The sequence below is a fragment of the Micromonospora sp. 050-3 genome (assembly GCF_046549335.1).
Taxonomy (GTDB): domain Bacteria; phylum Actinomycetota; class Actinomycetes; order Mycobacteriales; family Micromonosporaceae; genus Micromonospora; species Micromonospora trifolii.
Map to the genome: position 1 here is coordinate 1923900 of NZ_JAJPVX010000001.1, position 17508 is coordinate 1941407.

The 17508-nt window shown below is 71.8% G+C and carries 17 protein-coding genes; 9 read left to right on the forward strand and 8 right to left on the reverse strand.

All coding sequences use genetic code 11. The features are described 5' to 3' along the window. Window positions 1–9: 9 nt before the first annotated feature. On the reverse strand, window positions 10–1044 hold the full coding sequence (locus ACLJOK_RS08675; RefSeq protein ID WP_410817448.1) for a LacI family DNA-binding transcriptional regulator: 1035 nt from the start codon (window positions 1042–1044) through the stop codon (window positions 10–12). A 133-nt stretch (window positions 1045–1177) separates the two neighbouring features. Here ACLJOK_RS08675 and ACLJOK_RS08680 point away from each other — a divergent pair, with 133 nt between their 5' ends. The 4 genes from ACLJOK_RS08680 (at window position 1178) to ACLJOK_RS08695 (ending at window position 5559) form a co-directional block, all read left to right on the forward strand. Then, the gene (locus ACLJOK_RS08680) at window positions 1178–2125 is read left to right on the forward strand and encodes a LamG-like jellyroll fold domain-containing protein (RefSeq protein WP_410817450.1); all 948 of its coding nucleotides are present in this window, start codon (window positions 1178–1180) and stop codon (window positions 2123–2125) included. A 37-nt stretch (window positions 2126–2162) separates the two neighbouring features. Continuing rightward, window positions 2163–4265: a PQQ-dependent sugar dehydrogenase gene (locus ACLJOK_RS08685; protein ID WP_410817452.1), complete on the forward strand. Its 2103-nt coding sequence runs from the start codon at window positions 2163–2165 to the stop codon at window positions 4263–4265. Between the two features lie 102 nt (window positions 4266–4367). Next, on the forward strand, window positions 4368–4838 hold the full coding sequence (locus ACLJOK_RS08690) for a molybdenum cofactor biosysynthesis protein (protein ID WP_238681503.1): 471 nt from the start codon (window positions 4368–4370) through the stop codon (window positions 4836–4838). 193 nt (window positions 4839–5031) lie between these two features. Further along, a complete protein-coding gene (locus ACLJOK_RS08695) occupies window positions 5032–5559 on the forward strand; it encodes a hypothetical protein (protein ID WP_238681504.1) in 528 nt (175 codons plus the stop codon). A 1-nt stretch (window position 5560) separates the two neighbouring features. On the opposite strand, the gene ACLJOK_RS08700 is transcribed toward ACLJOK_RS08695, so the two are convergent. The 4 genes from ACLJOK_RS08700 to ACLJOK_RS08715 all read right to left on the reverse strand — a co-directional run bounded on the left by ACLJOK_RS08700 (window position 5561) and on the right by ACLJOK_RS08715 (window position 7894). After that, window positions 5561–5938: a nuclear transport factor 2 family protein gene (locus ACLJOK_RS08700; protein WP_410817454.1), complete on the reverse strand. Its 378-nt coding sequence runs from the start codon at window positions 5936–5938 to the stop codon at window positions 5561–5563. 105 nt (window positions 5939–6043) lie between these two features. After that, window positions 6044–6463, reverse strand: coding sequence for an ATP-binding protein (locus tag ACLJOK_RS08705; RefSeq protein ID WP_410817456.1), 420 nt, complete (start codon window positions 6461–6463; stop codon window positions 6044–6046). Window positions 6464–6690: 227 nt separating this feature from the next. Continuing rightward, window positions 6691–7527, reverse strand: coding sequence for an oxidoreductase (locus tag ACLJOK_RS08710; RefSeq protein ID WP_410817458.1), 837 nt, complete (start codon window positions 7525–7527; stop codon window positions 6691–6693). A gap of 34 nt (window positions 7528–7561) precedes the next feature. Further along, complete coding sequence (locus ACLJOK_RS08715) at window positions 7562–7894, reverse strand: nuclear transport factor 2 family protein (protein ID WP_238669123.1); 333 nt, start codon at window positions 7892–7894, stop codon at window positions 7562–7564. 179 nt (window positions 7895–8073) lie between these two features. Between ACLJOK_RS08715 and ACLJOK_RS08720 the strand changes: the two genes are divergently transcribed. Both ACLJOK_RS08720 and ACLJOK_RS08725 read left to right on the forward strand, forming a co-directional pair. Next, entirely contained in the window at window positions 8074–8460 is a 387-nt protein-coding gene (locus tag ACLJOK_RS08720) for a DUF2267 domain-containing protein (protein ID WP_196923406.1), read from the forward strand. Between the two features lie 173 nt (window positions 8461–8633). After that, the gene (locus tag ACLJOK_RS08725) at window positions 8634–9593 is read left to right on the forward strand and encodes a hypothetical protein (RefSeq protein WP_410819286.1); all 960 of its coding nucleotides are present in this window, start codon (window positions 8634–8636) and stop codon (window positions 9591–9593) included. Between the two features lie 74 nt (window positions 9594–9667). On the opposite strand, the gene ACLJOK_RS08730 is transcribed toward ACLJOK_RS08725, so the two are convergent. After that, entirely contained in the window at window positions 9668–12073 is a 2406-nt protein-coding gene (locus ACLJOK_RS08730) for a ricin-type beta-trefoil lectin domain protein (protein WP_410817461.1), read from the reverse strand. 248 nt (window positions 12074–12321) lie between these two features. Further along, a complete protein-coding gene (locus tag ACLJOK_RS08735; RefSeq protein ID WP_410817463.1) occupies window positions 12322–13188 on the reverse strand; it encodes a copper resistance protein CopC in 867 nt (288 codons plus the stop codon). A 103-nt stretch (window positions 13189–13291) separates the two neighbouring features. Here ACLJOK_RS08735 and ACLJOK_RS08740 point away from each other — a divergent pair, with 103 nt between their 5' ends. Genes ACLJOK_RS08740 through ACLJOK_RS08750 form a run of 3 tightly spaced genes read left to right on the forward strand, consistent with a single transcriptional unit; the run spans window position 13292 to window position 15918 of the window. Beyond that, window positions 13292–13768 carry a hypothetical protein gene (locus ACLJOK_RS08740; protein WP_410817465.1) on the forward strand — a complete coding sequence of 159 codons (477 nt, stop codon included), beginning with the start codon at window positions 13292–13294 and terminating at the stop codon, window positions 13766–13768. A gap of 5 nt (window positions 13769–13773) precedes the next feature. Beyond that, entirely contained in the window at window positions 13774–15114 is a 1341-nt protein-coding gene (locus tag ACLJOK_RS08745) for a hypothetical protein (protein ID WP_410817466.1), read from the forward strand. A gap of 36 nt (window positions 15115–15150) precedes the next feature. After that, window positions 15151–15918 carry a nucleotidyltransferase domain-containing protein gene (locus ACLJOK_RS08750; protein ID WP_410817468.1) on the forward strand — a complete coding sequence of 256 codons (768 nt, stop codon included), beginning with the start codon at window positions 15151–15153 and terminating at the stop codon, window positions 15916–15918. 31 nt (window positions 15919–15949) lie between these two features. On the opposite strand, the gene ACLJOK_RS08755 is transcribed toward ACLJOK_RS08750, so the two are convergent. Continuing rightward, window positions 15950–17344 carry a dihydrolipoyl dehydrogenase family protein gene (locus ACLJOK_RS08755; RefSeq protein WP_410817469.1) on the reverse strand — a complete coding sequence of 465 codons (1395 nt, stop codon included), beginning with the start codon at window positions 17342–17344 and terminating at the stop codon, window positions 15950–15952. Window positions 17345–17508: the final 164 nt, after the last annotated feature.

Below are 17508 nucleotides of genomic sequence, written 5' to 3' on the forward strand. Positions count from 1 at the left end.
CGGCGTCGGTCAGGTGCTGGGCGCGGGCCCTGTCGAGTCGCGGACGACCAGCAGGTGCCCGGTGGGGCGGCGGCGGGGGCGTGTCGTTCGCGGCTTGAGGGCGAGGGTGAGTGCCGTACGGCCCATCTCGGTCATTGGCAGGCGGACGGTGGTGAGGCTGGGTGCGAGGTCGGCCGCCACGGAGACGTCGTCGAAGCCGACCACGGACATCCGCGCGGGCACCGGCACGCGGCGGGACCGCAGCGTCGACAGCACGCCCATGGCCATCACGTCGTTGAGCGCGACGATCGCCGTCGTCTCCGGATGCTCGTTGAGGATCTGCTCGGCGGCGGCGCGCCCACCGCCGCGGGTGAAGTCGCTGTGCACGACGACGAGGTCGGCGGGGGACCGCCCGCGCTGCAGCAGGGCCGACGACACCCCGGCCAGCCGGTCGGCGACGGTGGTGAGGCCGGCGCTGCCCGCGGCGACCGCGATCCGCCGGTGGCCGAGATCCATCAGGTGCTGGGCGAGGGCGTGGCCGCCGGCCTCGTTGTCCGGCAGGACGGCGTCGACGCCGAGCGCGTGCCGTCCGATGGCGGCGGCCCGTCCGCCGTGGTCCTGGAACGCGGCCAGTTCGGCGCGGGCCGCGCTCTCCATCCGTGGGTCGTCGTAGCCGGAGCCGCTGATCAGGACGATGCCGACCCGCTGGGCGATCAGGTGCCGCAGCTGTTGCAGCTCGTAGCCGGGGTCTCGGCCGGACTGGCAGATCTGCACCAGCAGCCCCTGCTCGGCGGCGAGTTGGATGACACCGGCGGCGATCTCGGAGAAATACGGGTCGTCGACCTGATGGACGATCAAACCCACTGTGGAGGTGGCCCCGCTGGCCAGGGTGCGGGCGTACGGGTTGGCCACGTAGCCCAGCTCACGGGCGACCTGCCGGATCCGGTCGGCGACCTCGGTGCTGACCCCCTCGCGGCCGGCGAGGGCGCGGGAGGCGGTCGCCAGCGAGACGGCGGCGTGTTCGGCGACGTCCACGAGGCGCGGCCGGTGGCTGGCCCTGGGCATCGGCAACCCCCCGGAAACATTCATGTCACCCGATCTGTTGCGAGCGACATCGATCGAAGCCTAGGGTACGTAAGCGCTTTCGTAAGCGCATACGTGACCGGCATCCGGCATGCCGTGAAACGAGGTGACAGCCATGTCCAGGGCCCGACGAGCGGCCGTCTCCCTCCTGGCGATCGGCGCACTGACCGGCGCCAGCGCGCCACCGGCGCAGGCGGATCGCCGCCTCTCGCACGACGTCCACCCGGCGCTGCGCGCGCACCTGGTCGCCGCGTACGACTTCGACCACCCGGTGCCCGGTGACCCCGCCCTCGAACGCGACCAGGGGCGTTCCGGCACCGAGATCGAGCTGATCAACGGTGGCGCCGCCATGCGGGTGCCGGACCGCGCCTACCGGGGCAGCCGTAACGCGGTGCAGACCCGGCAGGTCGACCCCGCCGTCGCCGGCAACGACGACTGGAAGGCCGGCACCTGGTCGGCCAGCGGGGTGCGGACGTTGCGGCCCTTCAGCGCCACCGCGGGCACCACAGTCATGGGCTGGTTCAAGCTGAACATGGACAGCCCGTTGCCCAACTCCACCACCACCGACCCGGACGACAGGTACAACGCGATCGGGCTGGCCGGAGTGCTGACCGGCGACTCCGACGGCCACGGCGTCCGCGCCCTGCTGGAGCTGATCGACGTCGACGGGGAGTTGCGTCTCGTCGCGCTCGGTCGGCGCCTCGACGGCGGCAACTCGCAGACCTTCGCCGCCACCCGGGACTGGCGCGAGCTGCTGCCGGTGGGGGAGTGGGTGCACCTGGCCGCCACCTTCGACTTCGACACCGGCGCGCTCGCCCTCTACCGCAACGGCGAACCGGTGGACGGCTTCTACACCCGCGCCGACGACCCGTGGCTGGTGTCCGGGCCGGGCCCACACGTGACCACCACGTCCGACCCCCGGGGCATCAAGATCGGCGGCAGCTTCCCCCAGGACACCCTTGAGCGCAACCCGTGCGACTGCCGGATGGACGGCCTGATGTTCCTCGACAGTGTGGTCTCCGCGAACGACGTGCGGAGGCAGTACCGCCACCTTGCCCGCTGACCACCCTCGGCACCGTCCCACCGAGAAGGAGACACGCGTGCGCACCCTGCACCGCCGCGCCGGCACCGCCCACCGGCCCACAGTGAGGGCCGGCCTCACCGCCCTCGTGCTGATCCTGTCCACACTGGTCGCCACGCCCGCGCGGGCCGCTGACGCTGTCGACGACCCGATCCCCGAGATGCCGGTCCAGTCCCGAATCGGGCTGGTCCTCAGCGAGTACGCCAGCTTCCCGCAGTCGTACCCGACGCCGGCGCCGACCGACGCGCGGCTCATGCGTACCGCGCGGATCAACACCATCATGGAGGTGCCCGACGGCTCCGGCCGGCGGGCGGTGCCCGACCTCAACGGCAGCCTCTACCTGGTCGAGGACGGCGTGCCGCACGTCTACCTGGACGTGGCGGCGACGTTCGCGCCGCGGTTCTTCTCCGGTCGTGGGCTCGGCCAGGGCTTCGGGTACGTCGCGTTCCACCCGGAGTTCGGGGTGAATGGCCGGTTCTACACCATCCACACCGAGTTGGCGTCGACGACGACCGCCCTTCCGGACTACGCCCAGCCCAACACGCTCTTCCACGGCGTCATCACCGAATGGACGGCGACCGATCCGGCCGCCGCCACCTTCGCCGGTACGCACCGCGAGGTGCTGCGCATCGGCTTCGGCGGCCAGGTGCACGGCATCCAGGAGATCAACTTCAACCCCACGGCCAAGCGCCACGACCGCGACTACGGCCTGCTGTACCTCGCCGTCGGCGACGGTGGCCAGGGTGCGCGCAACACGGACCCGCAGAACCTGGCCCTGCCCCACGGCAAGCTGCTACGGATCGACCCCCGGGGCACCAACTCCGCGAACGGGCGCTACGGCATCCCGGCCGGGAACCCGTTCGTCGGCCGGGCCGGCGCGCTCGGCGAGCTCTACGCAGTGGGTTTCCGGGACCCGCACCGGTTCAGCTGGGATCGGGCCACCGGCCGGATGTACCTCGGGCACATCGGTGAACACGCCGTCGAGGCCATCTACGAGGTCCGCGCCGGGGACAACTTCGGCTGGAGCGAGCGCGAGGGCTCCTTCGTCTTCGACAAGGCGGCCACGAACCCCTGCGACCGGCTGCTCCCGCTGCCCGCCGACGACGACAGGTACGGCTACACCTACCCGGTCGCCGCGTACGACCACGACCCCGCCGCCGGCTGGAACTGCACCGACGACGTCGGTGTCGCGGTGGCCGGCGGCTTCGTCTACCGGGGGCGGGCGCTGCCCGCGCTGCGCGGCAAGTACGTCTTCGGCGACCTCGTCGACGGCCGGGTGCTCTACACCGAGGCCAACGAGATGCGCCGGGGCCGAGGGCTGGCCACGATCCACCAGCTCGCGCTCTTCGACGCGGCGGGCACCCCGGTCCGGATGCGCGACCTGTCCGCCCCGGGCGCGCCCGGTGACCCCAACCGGGTGGACCTGCGCTTCGGCACAGACGCCGCCGGCGAGCTCTACGTCGTCGCGAAGGCCAACGGAAAGGTGTGGAAGGTGACCGGCACCAGGGAGTTCGCCAGCGGTGACGTCGGGGACGTCACACTGCGCCGCACCGCCGGGGCCGCGAACTGGGCGCCGGTGACGCCGGCGAAGTGGCAGTTCACAGGCGACCAGGTCATCCTGGCCGAGGCCGGGGAGAGCCGGCCGGGGCCGCGCCGGCCCTTCGAGTACGCCGTGCTGACCAACGGCCCGGCCTGGTCGTCGGTGCAGGTCGACGCACAGGTACGACTCGACACGCCGGTGGAGGTCACCAACCGGGACGTGATCATCGTCTTCGGCTGGCGCTCGGACACCGAGTTCTACTACGCCCACCTCTCGACCGACAACACGATCTATCCGCACAACGGCATCTTCAAGGTGGACAACGCCGACCGGGAGCGCATCGACCACCAGTGGAACGGCCGGTCCCGGGGCGCCAACCCGGCGATCACCGATGCCAGGTGGCACCGCGTCCGGGTGGTGCACCTGCCGGCCACCGGCGAGATCGCCGTCTACGTCGACGGGCACCGCGACCCGCTGCTGACCGCGAAGGACTCCACCTTCGGCTCGGGACGGGTCGGCTTCGGCTCGTTCGACAACGTGGGCCGACTGCGCAACCTGACCGTCACCGGCACGCCGGCCTGAACCGGGGGCGCGGTGGGGACGGCGACGCTCGCGCCGCTGTCCCCACCGGCTCATCAGTCGACCTGCCCCGGCAAGCCCGGTCCGGTTCGTAGAATTCCTGCCATGCCGGAGATCGTCGAGTTGCTGGCCTCACCCGTGCACCGCTTCCTGGGCCGGCCCTCCGACGGCCCGGCCCCGGCCCCGCCCGGTGAGCTGGTCGACGCCGTCCGGATCCGGGCCGGCCTCGGCATCGTCGGCGACCGGTACTTCGGCCAGCAGGCACACCGCGACGCCAGCGTCACCGTCATCGCCCAGGAGTCGCTACCGGCCGGCATCGGCCTGGCCGAGGTACGACGCAACATCCTCACCACCGGAATCGCCGTGGACGAGCTGATCGGCAGAGTGCTGGTACTGGACTCCGGCGACGGCCCGGTCAGCCTGCGGGTCAACCGCGCGGCCCGGCCGTGCGCCTGGATGGACGTCACCGTCGGCCCGGGGACGTGGAAAGCGCTGCGCACCACCGGCGGCATCCGCTGTACGCCCCTCAACGACGGCACCCTGCGCGTCGGCGCCATCGACGCCGTCGTGAGCTGAGGAAAGGGCTCGACGTCAGCGCCGAGCAGCCGCCGTTGGTGTGAGCGCCGCGTTACCACCCGGTTGGCGGATTCGGCGAGGTGACGCCCCGGCGGGCCGGTGCGTGGTAGAACCAAACCGCGCATCGGCTCGCAGGTCTCCGGGCAGCCGGGGGCATTGCCGGACGGGACCTCATCCGAACAGAGGTGATGCAGTGAACCTCGAGCTGCGGCAGCTCATCGAGGAGCTGCGGGCTGAGCTGGCCGATCTGCCGGACAGCCTGGCCTACGCCGAGTTCGGCGAGGGGGCTGCCATCGACGCCGTACCGGCGGGGCTCCCTGCCGACCTGCGGGACCTTCTGCTGGTGGCCGACGGGCTGCGGGCGGGTCGGGTCGAGCTGGCGTCCTCGTCGACCCTCGCGGGAATCCAATACCACCTGGACTACGCCCCGGACTTCTCGTCCATCCCGCAGGACCGGCCGGGCTGGCTGGTGGTCGGCGTCCGCAGCGACGAGCCGATCTTCATGGATCGTGGCACGGGAGCGATCTGGTACTTCCCACCCACCGGCACCGAGTGGTTCATGTCCGACGCGTTCGAGGAGCTCGCCCCCGACGTGGAATCCTTCGTGGACTACTACCTGCTCGGGCCGGGCTACGCCGACCTGACCCCCGCCGACGACAGGTGGTTCGCGTTCCTCGACGAGCAGGGCCTGCTCGACGAGGACGACGAGGACGGGAGTTGAGTCAGACCGGGCTGATGTGTGCGGCCAGCACCCGCCAGCCGTGCCGGTCGTCGTGGACCCACGTCCGGGTGTAGCGCAGCCGCGCCGCGAACGGCGCCCCCTCGAAGACGCCGGACACCCGGCCCAGGAAGAACGTCACCCCCGTCGCCCCGACGACGAGCAGATCCAGCTCCTCCTCCACCAACTCCTCGATGACCGAGCGGCGGTCCCGGTGGGCGGCCAGGTCATCCTGCTTGGTCTGCGTACGCCCGTCCGGGCCGATCGCGATCAGCTGGTCGACCAGCAGCTGATCGAGGGCGGCGACGTCGCCGGCCCGCTGGGCGGCCTGGAGGGTGCGCTCGGCGTCGAGCAGCTCAGCCTCGCGTGCGCTGTCCGGCATTGTGGCGTCCTCCCGTTCGGGTCCGACCCGGTGCCTCCGTCGGCCCGGGCTGTCCGCATTGTGGCAGCGAACCTGGCCCGGGCGGGTAGGGATCGCCGCCGACGTTCACAGACTCAGGCGAATCCGTACGACGGTCTGCCCGGGGCCGGTGAGCACAGCTACCTCGTCACAGATCTGCTCCACGATAGCCAACCCGCGACCCCGTACCGAGTCGGCGGCCGGCATGCTCCGGCCGAACGACCGCGTCGGCCCCCGGTCGACCACGTCGCAGAGCAGTTGACCCGGCTCGGCCCAGAGCCGTACCCAGCCGCCGCCGGTGGTGTGCTGCAACGTGTTGGTGGCCAGCTCGCTGACCGCCAGCGTCAACAGCTCCACCCGATCGGCCGACAGACCGCGGGCCAGCGCCCCGGCGCTGACGAACGCGCGCAGCGCCCGTATGTCGGTAGCGACCTGATACGACATGGTGTCCGCGGCGTGGGTGGGGACACTCTGCTCGGCCACGGTTTCCCGTCGCTCGCCCGGCATCAGCCCGCCCGATGCGGCTGCCCGGCCAGCGGCACCGCGTTCCGCGCGGGTGTCGTGGGCGTGCGAGCCTCGAAATGCGCCATCGGGCAGCGGGAACCCTTCTCGTAGCGACAGCTGTTGTCGCCACATCATGTCACCCACTGGCCTCTTGCCTATCTCGTCCGTTCGGCGGTTGATCACCTGCGAGCCGACCCGACCAGCCTCGCCGCCCCGACGGCGGAGTCGGGTCAGGGAGTCGCGTCGAAGGCGATCGACTCGCTCAAGTCCCGCCACCGCGCGTCCGACGCGGCGAGGGCCTCGGCGGCCGCCTGTGCGGCCGCCACGGCGTCGGCGCCGAGCAGCAACCGGAGCGGCGGGTCGTCGACCCGGGTGATCCGGATGATCGCCTGGGCGGCGCGGACCGGATCGCCCGGCTGGGCGCCGCTGCCCTGCCGCAGCCGCTGCACCGCCGGGTCGATGACCGGCCGGTACGGCTCGCTGATCGGCAGGGCGCTCATCGACGAGCCGGCCCAGTCGGTGCGCAGCCCACCCGGCTCGACAGTGGTGATCCGGATCCCGAACGCCTCGACCTCCTTGGCGAGCACCCCGGAGAAGCCGCTGACCGCCCACTTGGCGGACTGGTACGCGCCCAGACCCGTGCTCGCGACCCGGCTGCCGACACTGGAGATCTGCACGATGTGCCCGCGCCCCTGCTCGCGCATCACCGGCAGGGCGGCCCGGGACAGGTTGACCACGCCGAAGAAGTTGGCCTCGATCTGCGCCCGGAAGTCGTCCTCCGACATGTCCTCGATGGCGGCGACGTCGGCGTACCCGGCGTTGTTGACCAGGATGTCCAGCCGTCCGAACGTGTCCACGGCGGTGCGGACGGCGGCACGGGCGGCGGCGGCGTCGTTGACGTCGAGGGCCACCGCGCGGACCTGGTCACCGTGCCGGTCGACCAGGTCGTCGAGCTGTGCCGGGTTGCGGGCGGTGGCCACCAGGTGGTCGCCGTCGGCCAGGACGGCCTCGGCGAGGGCGCGGCCGAGACCACGCGAACAGCCGGTGATGAGCCAGACTCGCGGCACGGCTTTCCCTTCGTGTCGGTGGACCAACGTGCCGTCAGGGGCGGATGTCCAGGGCGCCGATCAGCCCGTCGCGCAGCGTGAACCGGTACCGCAGCTCGATCGGGCTGCCGGGGAAGTCGCCGGACACCCGGGTGAGGGCCAAATACGAGTCGCCCGCCTGCGACGTGACCCGGACCGGCTCGGCCGTGTACGAGTAGGCGTCCATCGTCTTCTGCCGCCAGGCGCGGATCGAGGCCCGCCCGTCGTACAGCCGGTCCTCGTCGGCGACGCTCGCGGTGTCCGCGAAGCAGGCGACGAAGGCGTCCAGGTCCCGGTCGTTGACGGCCCGGAAGTACCTGTCGATCACGTCGGGCAGGTCGAGGGCCATCTGCTCCTCCTGCGGCACGGGCCGCCGTCGGGCAGCCGTCGTTTCCCGGTCCGACCTCACGGTACGAGAAGCGGAGGCCACCGCGCGGAGCAACCAGCAGAACCATCCCGCTGCGGCTGCCGGGTTTGCTACCGGTGGACCCGGGTAGCCACGCGTTTCCGAAAGCGAAGGGCGGGGGCATGGCCGAGCTGGCGTTCGTCGACAAGGTTGCGGCACGGGCGGGTCTCCCGCCGGAGCAGGCGCGCCCGCTCACCGAGGCGGTCCTGCGGACCCTCACCGAGCGGCTCAGCGGCGGTGAGGCGGGCGCGTTGGCCCCGCACCTGGCCGACGAGCTGAGCCCGCTACTGGTCAAGGCCGCCGAGCCGCCGGAGACGTTCGGCTACGACGAGTTCCTGCGCCGGGTGGCCGACCGTGCCGGGATCGACCGTCCGGCCGCCGAGCGGGGCACCCGCGCGGTGCTCCAGACGATGCACCGGGTGGTCGGGCACCGGGAGTTCGAGGACGCCCTGGCCCAACTCCCGGCGGACCTGCGGGCACTGGCGCAGCCGCTGCCGCACGGCCCCTGACCGACGCCTCCACCGCTGGACGCCGCAGGCGTCGGTGACCGTTCGGTCCCTGGCGCGCCGCCACGGCACCGGATCTACTGTGCGTTACCGATCGAACGCGCAGTGGTGGTGGTCCCGTGCCCGTCCGCCGGGTCGTCGCCGCTCCGATCCGAGGAGCGTCCCCCTTGGCGTCCATGGTGTCCCCGCGTCCCCTGCTGACCGCAGCGACGACAGTCGTCGCGCTGATCACCCTCGTTCCCGCTCCCGCCGCCGCGTCCCCGCACAGCTATCGGGTCGTCGACCTCGGCACCCTGGGCGGAGGCGACGGCGCTGCGACGGCGATGAACGACCGCGGCGACATCGTCGGTTGGAGCACCGTCGCCAGCGGCGCCCGGCACGCCGTGCTCTGGCGCCACGGCATCATCACCGACCTGGGCGTGCTGCCGGGCGACACGGATTCCAGCGCGGTGGACGTCAACGAGTTCGGTGACGTGGCGATCACCTCCTTCGGCTCGGACTACCTGACCCGCGCGGTGCTCTGGCGCGACGGTCAGCTCCACGACCTGGGCACCCTGGGCGGGGAGAACAGCGTGGCGATCGGCGTCAACGACCGGCGGCAGGTGCTCGGCACCAGTGAACCGGCCGGCGACATGCCGCACCGCTTCCTGTGGCGCAACGGCGTCTTCACCGACCTGGGTCGGGAGTACTTCTACGAGTTCACCACCGACTTCAACAACGCGGGCGACGTGGTGGGCGGGTTCAACGTGCCGCCGCAGGACTACCCGTGCACCTGCGTCGGCGGCAGGTTGCGCGACGGGGTGCTCACCCAGATCGGCAGCGAGGCCCTCGGGGTCAACAACCGGGGCCAGGTGGTGGGCGCGGCGAACGGGCGGGCGTTCCGTTGGCAGAACGGGACACTGACCGACCTCGGCACGCTCGGTGGCGACTGGAGCCGCGCCAGCGCGATCAACGACCGGGGCGAGGTGGTGGGCCAGAGCACCACCACCGCTGCGTGGCACCCGTTCCTCTGGCGTAACGGAGTGATGACCGACCTGACCACCCGGGGCGTGTGGGAGACCGACTCGATCGAGGACATCAACATCCGGGGCCAGCTCGTCGGCGCCCGGGGGAACCGGCCGGTGCTGTTCCGCTGAGCGTCGGTTCCCGCACGACGGACGGCTGGGGCGTGGCCTGACCCGCCGGTCAGACCACGCCCCTTCGTCCGAGGTCAGCCGGTTACCCCGCTACTGACCACCCACTTCTGGTGTGCGCCGCCCGCGTACGTACCGAGCTGGATCTGGGTGCGGTCGGCGCTGCTACCGCCGGCAGCCTCCAGTACCTTGCCCGACTGCGGGTTGCGGATCGACCCGTCGGCCTGCGGCTGCCAGACCTGCGCGCCGCTGCCGTTGCAGGTCCAGAGCTGAACCTTCGTCCCGTTGGCGGTGCCACCGTTGTCGACGTCCAGGCACTTGCCCAGCACCCGGTACGTGTCGCCGACCTTCGTCCACGACTGTGCTGTGGTGCCGTTGCAGGTCCAGAGCTGGATCTTCGTGCCGTCGGCGGTGCCCGCGTTGTCGACGTCCAGGCACTTGCCACCGACGCCGGTGATGGTGCCGCCGGTCGGCGGTGGGGGACTGCCCGGGATCGAGTTGAGCGTGTACCACGCCTCGGTGCTCCACAGCGACTGCCCGCTGGTGGAGGTGAACGGACGCGGTGACCGCAGGTGCACCACCCTGCCGGCCTTGCGGCCGGGCACCGTGAGGCTGACCTTCTTGCCGTCCGCCGAGAGGGTGGCCGAGGTGACGGTCAGGGTCTCCTCGTCGATCTTCGGTCCGCCGTAGTTCGACGTCGCCACGTACCGCCACTGCTTGAGCTTGTAGCGCGCGGCCAGCTCGGCGGCGGTCGCCGTCGACACCGGCTGGGTGTACTCCACCTCGAAGCCGGTCGTGGTGGCGCGCATCGCGAGCATCTCGAACGTGGTGGCGGTGTTCGGGGTGAGCTTCTGCAGGCCGTACGACAGCTTGCCGGTCTGGCCCCAGTTGCCGCCCGCGCCGAGCCCGCCGACGTAGATCGCGCCGTCCGGGCCGACGTTGACCTCGGAGACGCCCGCCTCGAGGCCCTGGGTGAGCCGGAACAGGGCGCCCTGGTACTCGCCGTTGACCTTCTCCACATTCGCCCGTTGCAGGCCGCCGTACGTCACATCGCCGATGACGAACTGGCCGGCGTAGCGACCGCTGGTCAGGTAGAGCGGCGTGCTGGGCGAGTTGGCGATCTCGTTCTGCGGCATCCAGAGCACCGGCTGCGTGACCTGTGCGGTGTCGAACGGGCCGGCCGGGTTCGTGAAGTGGTTGAAGAACCGGCCCTGCTTGACGTGCACCAGCTTCGACGAGGGCAGCCAGCCGCCCTGGTTGTCGGTGACGAAGATGCCGCCCTCCGGGCCCCAGCCGATGCCGTGTGGCGTACGCAGGCCGCCGGCGACGTAGCTGACCGCACCGGTGTCCTTGTTGACCTTGAGGGTGGTGCCCCGGTTGGTGGCGGGCTGCGGGTTGGTGGTGGCGCCGCCGGAGTTGATCGACACCGACAGGTTCAGATAGAAGAACCCGTCCTGGTAGAGCAGGCCAAACGCGAACTCGTGGAAGTTGCCGCCGTACGGCCAGGTGGCGACGGTTTCCAGGCGCTCGGCCGCCTCGTCACCGCCGGTGTTCACCAACCGGGTCAACCGCTGCTTCTCGGTCACGTAGACGACCCCGTCGACGACCTTGAGCCCCATCGGTTCCTTGAGGCCGCCGGCGATCTTCTTGGTGGTCACGTTGCCCGGGCTCGTCGATCCGCCGGTGTTGCCGAGGATCCAGACCTCGCCGTCCTGGGAGGTGCCGGACTGGTCGCTGCCGCCCCAGGTGCTGATGACCAGCCGGCCGTCGGCCAGCCAGTCCATGCCGGTGACCTTCGGCTGGAAGCCGCTGGGCCGCAGGTTGGTCACTGTGTAGCCGGGGTGCACGCCGGTGAGCGGCAGGCCGTCACCGGGGGTGTCGGAGACACCCTCGCACTCCTTGCGTCCGGGTGCGGTCACCCGGACCACGCCGGCGTCGGTGCTCAGCGCCGAGTTCGGTACGACCACGAAGGTCGACGAACCGGGCGTCTTCCACTCCAGGGTGATCTGCTGGCCACCCCCACGCTCGAAGTGGTCGATGCGCAGCGGGTGAAGGCCGGCGGTGAGGGTGACAGTGCCCTCCTTCGGCGGGGTCGCGCCGTGCAGGCCGTCATGGTTGATCACCACGGCATCGTCGATCGACAGCTTGGAGCCGTCGTCGCTGCTGAGCCGGAAGGTGTAGCTGCCGGCCTGGGTGGTGGTGATGTTGCCGAGCACCTGCGAGACGAAGTTGTCCTCGAAGCCGAAGTCGGCCGCCGAGGTCCAGTTGATGGTGGACATCAGCTTGTCCACGTTCGGGGTCTGGGCGGGCTTGAGGGTGCACAACTCGGACAGCGGCACCTGCACGTCGAAGACGCGCAGCGTGACGCCCGGTTCCTGCGCGGGGGCGGCGTTGGCGGGGACGGCCCAGAGACCGGCGGCGAGGACGAGTGTCAGCGCACCCAGGACGGGATGGCGGAGTCGGCGTAGCAGGCGTGTGCCCATCGTTCCTCCAGGAGGCAGTGGAGTGTCCGACGGCCGGCGTGGAGCAGCGGTGAGGATGACCGTCGGCCCGGGTCCGTAACGTCCTCGACGCCGACGAGTGACGTTGCGGAAACACCGGGTGGATGGCTCGGAACATTAAGGCGTTTCGATTGGACTGTCCATGGCTTCGCCTCGATACATCAAAAGTTTCCAATGTCCGTGCGAAAGTTCGCGGCGGTACGCGAAGAATGCCCGGGTGTCGCGACGGTCTACCGCCGTCCGCGCCGCGCCGGGCCACCCGTCCGATCGCCGCTCTTCCGAGTCGGGTTGGCGGACTTGCGGGTCGCGGCACCGCCCCGGCCCGCGCCGCCAGTGGGCCGGCGGTCCGCAGTGGACGCACCGTCCGCGGCGGGCCGTCGGCGGGCCGCCACCAGCACGAGCACCGCGACCACGACGACGATCAGGGCCGGGACCAACCAGGCCGGGAACCCACCGTCGCGTTGCTCCTTCGTGGCGCCGGCCGGCTCGCTGGCCGGAGCGCCGGTCGGGGCGACCGGGCTGCCGGTGGCCCCGGGGTTGGTCGAGCCCTCGCCCTCGGCCTGGGCGAGCAGCGCCGGATCCGGCCCCGCAGTAGGCGCCGACCAGCCAGCCGGAGCCGGCGTGCCCGGGCCCTGGTAGTCGAAGGTCACCTCGCCCCGCACCGCCTCACCGTCCGAGGCGACCGAGAGGTAACTCGCTGTGTAGCGACCCTTCGCCGGCCAGTGCGCGACGGTCACCATGGCCGGAAAGCCGGTGTGGTAGAGCCGTGGCTCGAACACGCCGTTGACCATGAAGTACTCGGTGACCGGCTTGTCCAGCCGCTTCGGCTCACCGTAGGACCAACCATTGTCCACTCGCGACCCGTCCGGACCACTGATGGCGAAGTGCGCGTTGGACGCGGGCTTCTCGGTGAAGTACAACGCCAACTGAGTCAGCGGCTCGCGTACGACAGTGCCCTTCAGCGGGGTGGAGGTCGCCAACTGGCCGTGCGCGGACGCCGGGGCGACCGGCAGCAGCAGCGACACCACCAGGGTCGCCGCCAGCGCCGCCACGACACGGCTCAGGACCTTACGCACAGTGACCAGCTTCGATCGCATTCGTTCATCATGGTCATTTCCCCGGCACCGAACAAGACGTAGAGTTCTCCTCCCCGACGATCAACCCGACACCCGCCCCCCTCGCGTCGTTCGGAGTCCGCCCGTGTTCGTCAGTACCCCCGCCGCCCGAGCCGCCGCCACCCTCGCCGCCGCCACCCTCGGCGCCCTGCTCCTCGCCGGTTGCGGGCAGGACGACGACCCCTCCGTGGCCACCCCCTCGACGGCGCCCACGTCCGTCGCCCCGTCGAGCGCCGCCCCCACCGCGCCGACCCCGACGGCCACCGGCACGCCCAGCGCCTCCGCCAGCACCGCCGCGGTCGACCAACAGATCACCGTCACGATCGCGAAGAAGCGGGTCGATCCGCCGACCGGACGGATCACCGTCAGTAAGGGCCAGCTGGTCCGGATCACCGTCACCTCCGACGTGGCCGACGAATTGCACGTGCACGGCTACGACCTCGGCGCCCGGCTGCCGGCCGGCACGCCCGGCTCGGTGGAGTTCCGCGCCGACAAGACCGGGCTGTTCGAGGTGGAGACGCACGAGTCCGAGCTGGTGCTCTTCCAGCTCGTCGTCCGCTGAACGACATGGCGGCCGCTCCCACGCTGCTGGCACACGGCGTCGGTGGCCGCCAGGACCTGCCGATCACGCTGCCGCAGCTCGTCGTCGCCGCCGCGCTGACCCTCGTCGTCACGTTCGTGGCGCTGGGCCTGCTCTGGCGCGAACCCCGGCTCGACCGGGACGCCACCGGCGGTCGACCGGTGCCGCGCCGGCTCGCCCAACTCGTCGACGCGCCCGCGTTCCGGTGGGCGCTGCGCGGGCTCGGCCTGGTAGCCGCCGCCTGGTTCTGCCTCGGTCTGCTGGGCGGGCCGGACACCGCGGACAACCCGACCGCCGGCGCGCTCTACGTGCTGCTCTGGGTCGGGCTGGCCCCTCTGTCGCTGCTGCTCGGCCCGATCTGGCGGGCGGTCAACCCGCTGCGCACGGTGCACCTCCTCGCGGCGCTGGCGGCGCGGCGCGACCCGAACCGTGGCCTCCGTGAGTTGCCCGACAACGTCGGCTGGTGGCCGGCAGCCGCCACACTGTTCGGGTTCGTCTGGCTGGAACTGGTCGCCCCCGACCGGGCCACCCTGCCGGTCATCACCGCCTGGCTGGCCGGGTACGCGGTGGTCCTGCTGGCCGGCGCGGTGCTGTTCGGCGCCGGCTGGTTCGACAACGCCGACCCGTTCGAGGCGTACAGCACCCTGATCGGTCAACTCGCCCCGCTCGGCCGGGCCGCCGACGGCGTCCTGGTCTGGCGCAACCCGCTCGACGGGATCGCCGGCCTGCGACCCCGCCCCGGGCTGGTCGCCGTGGTGATCGTGCTGCTCGGCTCGACCATGTACGACAGCCTCTCCAACGCGCCGGGCTGGTTGCGCTTCAGCCAGGAGAACGGCCTGCACCCGGCGGTCACCGGCAGCGCCGGTCTGAGCCTCGTCATCGCCGCCGTCGCTGTGGCGTACCTCGCCGCCACCGGCGCCGCGGCGCGCATCGGCCGCGCCGACGCGGCCGAGGCCCGTGGGGTGCCGGGCGAGATCGCCCACTCCATCGTGCCGATCGCTGTGGGGTACGTGGTGGCGCACTACTACTCGCTGCTGATCCTGGAGGGCCAGCGCACCGTCGCGTTGCTCTCCGACCCCCTGGGCACCGGCGCCAACTGGCTCGGCACCGCCGACTGGGAGCCGCAGACAGCGCTGATCACGCCCTCCGGGGTGGCGACCCTCCAGATCACCGTCATCATCCTCGGGCACCTGCTCGGCACGCTGCTCGCCCACGACCGCGCCCTGTACCTGTTCCCCCGGGCCCGGGCGGTGGCCGGCCAACTACCCCTGCTGGCGCTGATGGTCGCCTACACCGTCGCCGGTCTGCTGCTGCTCTACGCGGGGTAGCCCCGCCCGGTGCCGACCCGTGCGCCATGATGGCCCGTGGACTCCGATCTTCAGCGCTACCTCGACGACCTCGTCAGCACCGCCCGGTACGTGCTCGGCGCCGACCTGGTCGGCGCGTACGCGGCCGGCTCGGTGGGGCTCGGGGCGTACCAGCCCGGCCGCAGCGACGTGGACGTGGCGCTGCTCAGCGCCGGGCCGCTCACCGACGCCGCCAAGCAGACGTTGGTGGCCCGGCTGCGCCACGAGACGCTGCCCTGCCCCGCGCGCGGACTGGAGTTGGTCGTCTACGACCGGGCGGTGGCCGCCTCCGGCACCCCGGAGCCCGGCTTCGAGGTCGAACTGAACACCGGGGCCGGCATGCCGTTCCGGCGCACCCTCGACCCCGCCGACCGCCCGGTCGCCGATGGCCGATTCTGGTACGGCCTCGATCGCAGCATCCTGCACCAGAGTGGACTCCCACTGCTCGGCCCGCCGGCCGGGGAGGCCTTCGCCGACCTCCCCCCGGCCGACCTGCGCCGGCTGCTCATCGAGGCGCTGTCCTGGTGGCTCGCCCTGCCCACACCGCCGGCCGACCAACCAGCGCCCGGCACCGAAGACGCCGTACTCGGCGCCTGCCGGTCGCTGGTGCGCCACCGCGACGGCGTCTGGTTGGCGAAGGTGGCCGCCGGCCAGCGGCTGATCGACGCCGGCGAGCGGGCCGAGGTGATCGGTCAGGCGGTCGCCGCGCGGCACGGCGGGCCGCCACCCACCGGGGCGCACGCCCGCGCCTTCCAACATCGAGTACGCGACGAGATCGCCGGCTAGCCGTCGCGCTGTTCGCGGGGCCGGGCGGCGCTCAGCGGACCGGGCGGGACTCCAGCGAGGCGAAGAGCAGGTTGAGACCCTCCGTCATGGTCGGGTGGGTGATGACGGCGTCCCGCAGGGCGGTCCACGGCATTCCGGCGAGCATCGCCAGTTGCACCGCGGTGATCACCTCACCGGCCTCGGCGCCGAGCAACGCCGCGCCGAGGATCCGGTCGGTGCCGGTGTCGATGACCGCCTTCCACATGCCCTGGGTCTGGCGCAGGGTGCGTGCCCGGGGGATGGCGGCGACCGGCAGGTGGGCGACCTGGACGTCGTACCCGGCGCGGCGCGCCTCTGTCTCGGTCAGCCCGATCCGCGCCAGCTCCGGGGTGGTGAAGACGGTGTACGGGATCAGCCGGTCGGCGGTGCTGCGCTGGCCTCCAGCGAGGTTCGCCCGAATGATCCGGTAGTCGTCCAACGAGACGTGGGTGAACTGCGGGCTGCCGGCGACGTCCCCGGCCGCCCAGGTGCGTTCGGCGCTGGTGCGCAGGTGCTCGTCGACCTGCACGAAGCCCCGCTCGCTGAGCCGTACGCCGGCCACGTCCAGGCCGATTCCGTCGGTGACCGGTTCCCGGCCGGCCGCCACCAGCACGTCGTCCCCGACAACCACGCTGCCGTCGTCCAGCGTCACCCGGAGCGAGCCATCGGCCTCCCGGTCGACCCGCGCGACCGCCACACCCACCCGTACGTCGATGCCATCATCGAGGAAGACGCGCATCACCGCGTCGCTGATGTCGGGGTCCTCGCGGGTGAGCAGCCGTGGACCGCCCTCGACCAGCGTCACCGCGCTGCCGAACAACGCGAACATCTGCGCGAACTCCACCCCGACGGTGCCGCCGCCGAGCACCACCAGCCGGGCCGGCAGCCGGTCCAGGCGCAGCAACTCGTCGCTGGTGAGCACCCCGGCGTCGGCCATCCCCGGCACCGACGGCAGGTGAGGGCGGGTGCCCGTGTTGATCACCACGTCGCTGCCGCGCAGCAGCCGCTCGCCGCCGTCGGCGAGTGCCACCCGGACGGTCCGTGGGCCGACGAACTGGGCATCGCCGATCACCAGGTGCAGGCCGGAGTCGAGGAACTGCTGCCGGTTGGCGGCGACCATCCCCCCGACCACGTCCTGCTTGTGCGCGCGCAACAGGTCGATGTCGACCCGGCCGCCCTCCACCGCCAGGCCGAGCGCCGACGCGTCCCGCAGTTGGCGGGCGGCCCGCGCGCTGGTCACCAGCGCCTTCGTTGGGATGCACGCGACGTTGATGCAGCTGCCGCCGATCATGCCGCGCTCGACCATGGCGACCCGCTGACCGGATCGGGCGACGTCCATGCTCAGCGTCTTGCCGGCCTTGCCACCACCGACGACGAGCAGGTCGAACTCCTCCGGTTGGTCGCTCACCGGGCGCTCCTCTCGGTCACCGGCCGGGCCGGTGGCCACCGCTGGTGCGCGGCGGCCAGCCCAGCCTGCCAGCTCAGGCGGGCACGGCGACCCGGTTCCGCGCAGAATCCGCCCGGCCCGCCCTCATTCCGAGATCTTGCACTTACTGTCCCGACGTAGGGGGC

Coding starts and splice junctions, on each gene's coding strand:
- ACLJOK_RS08720 (WP_196923406.1), top strand. CDS start 8,074: ATGGCCGAGCTGGCGTTCGTCGACAAGGTTGCGGCACGGGCGGGTCTC.
- ACLJOK_RS08735 (WP_410817463.1), bottom strand. CDS start 13,188: ATGCGATCGAAGCTGGTCACTGTGCGTAAGGTCCTGAGCCGTGTCGTG.
- ACLJOK_RS08705 (WP_410817456.1), bottom strand. CDS start 6,463: ATGCCGGGCGAGCGACGGGAAACCGTGGCCGAGCAGAGTGTCCCCACC.
- ACLJOK_RS08675 (WP_410817448.1), bottom strand. CDS start 1,044: ATGCCCAGGGCCAGCCACCGGCCGCGCCTCGTGGACGTCGCCGAACAC.
- ACLJOK_RS08700 (WP_410817454.1), bottom strand. CDS start 5,938: ATGCCGGACAGCGCACGCGAGGCTGAGCTGCTCGACGCCGAGCGCACC.
- ACLJOK_RS08715 (WP_238669123.1), bottom strand. CDS start 7,894: ATGGCCCTCGACCTGCCCGACGTGATCGACAGGTACTTCCGGGCCGTC.
- ACLJOK_RS08745 (WP_410817466.1), top strand. CDS start 13,774: ATGGCGGCCGCTCCCACGCTGCTGGCACACGGCGTCGGTGGCCGCCAG.
- ACLJOK_RS08680 (WP_410817450.1), top strand. CDS start 1,178: ATGTCCAGGGCCCGACGAGCGGCCGTCTCCCTCCTGGCGATCGGCGCA.
- ACLJOK_RS08690 (WP_238681503.1), top strand. CDS start 4,368: ATGCCGGAGATCGTCGAGTTGCTGGCCTCACCCGTGCACCGCTTCCTG.
- ACLJOK_RS08725 (WP_410819286.1), top strand. CDS start 8,634: ATGGTGTCCCCGCGTCCCCTGCTGACCGCAGCGACGACAGTCGTCGCG.
- ACLJOK_RS08730 (WP_410817461.1), bottom strand. CDS start 12,073: ATGGGCACACGCCTGCTACGCCGACTCCGCCATCCCGTCCTGGGTGCG.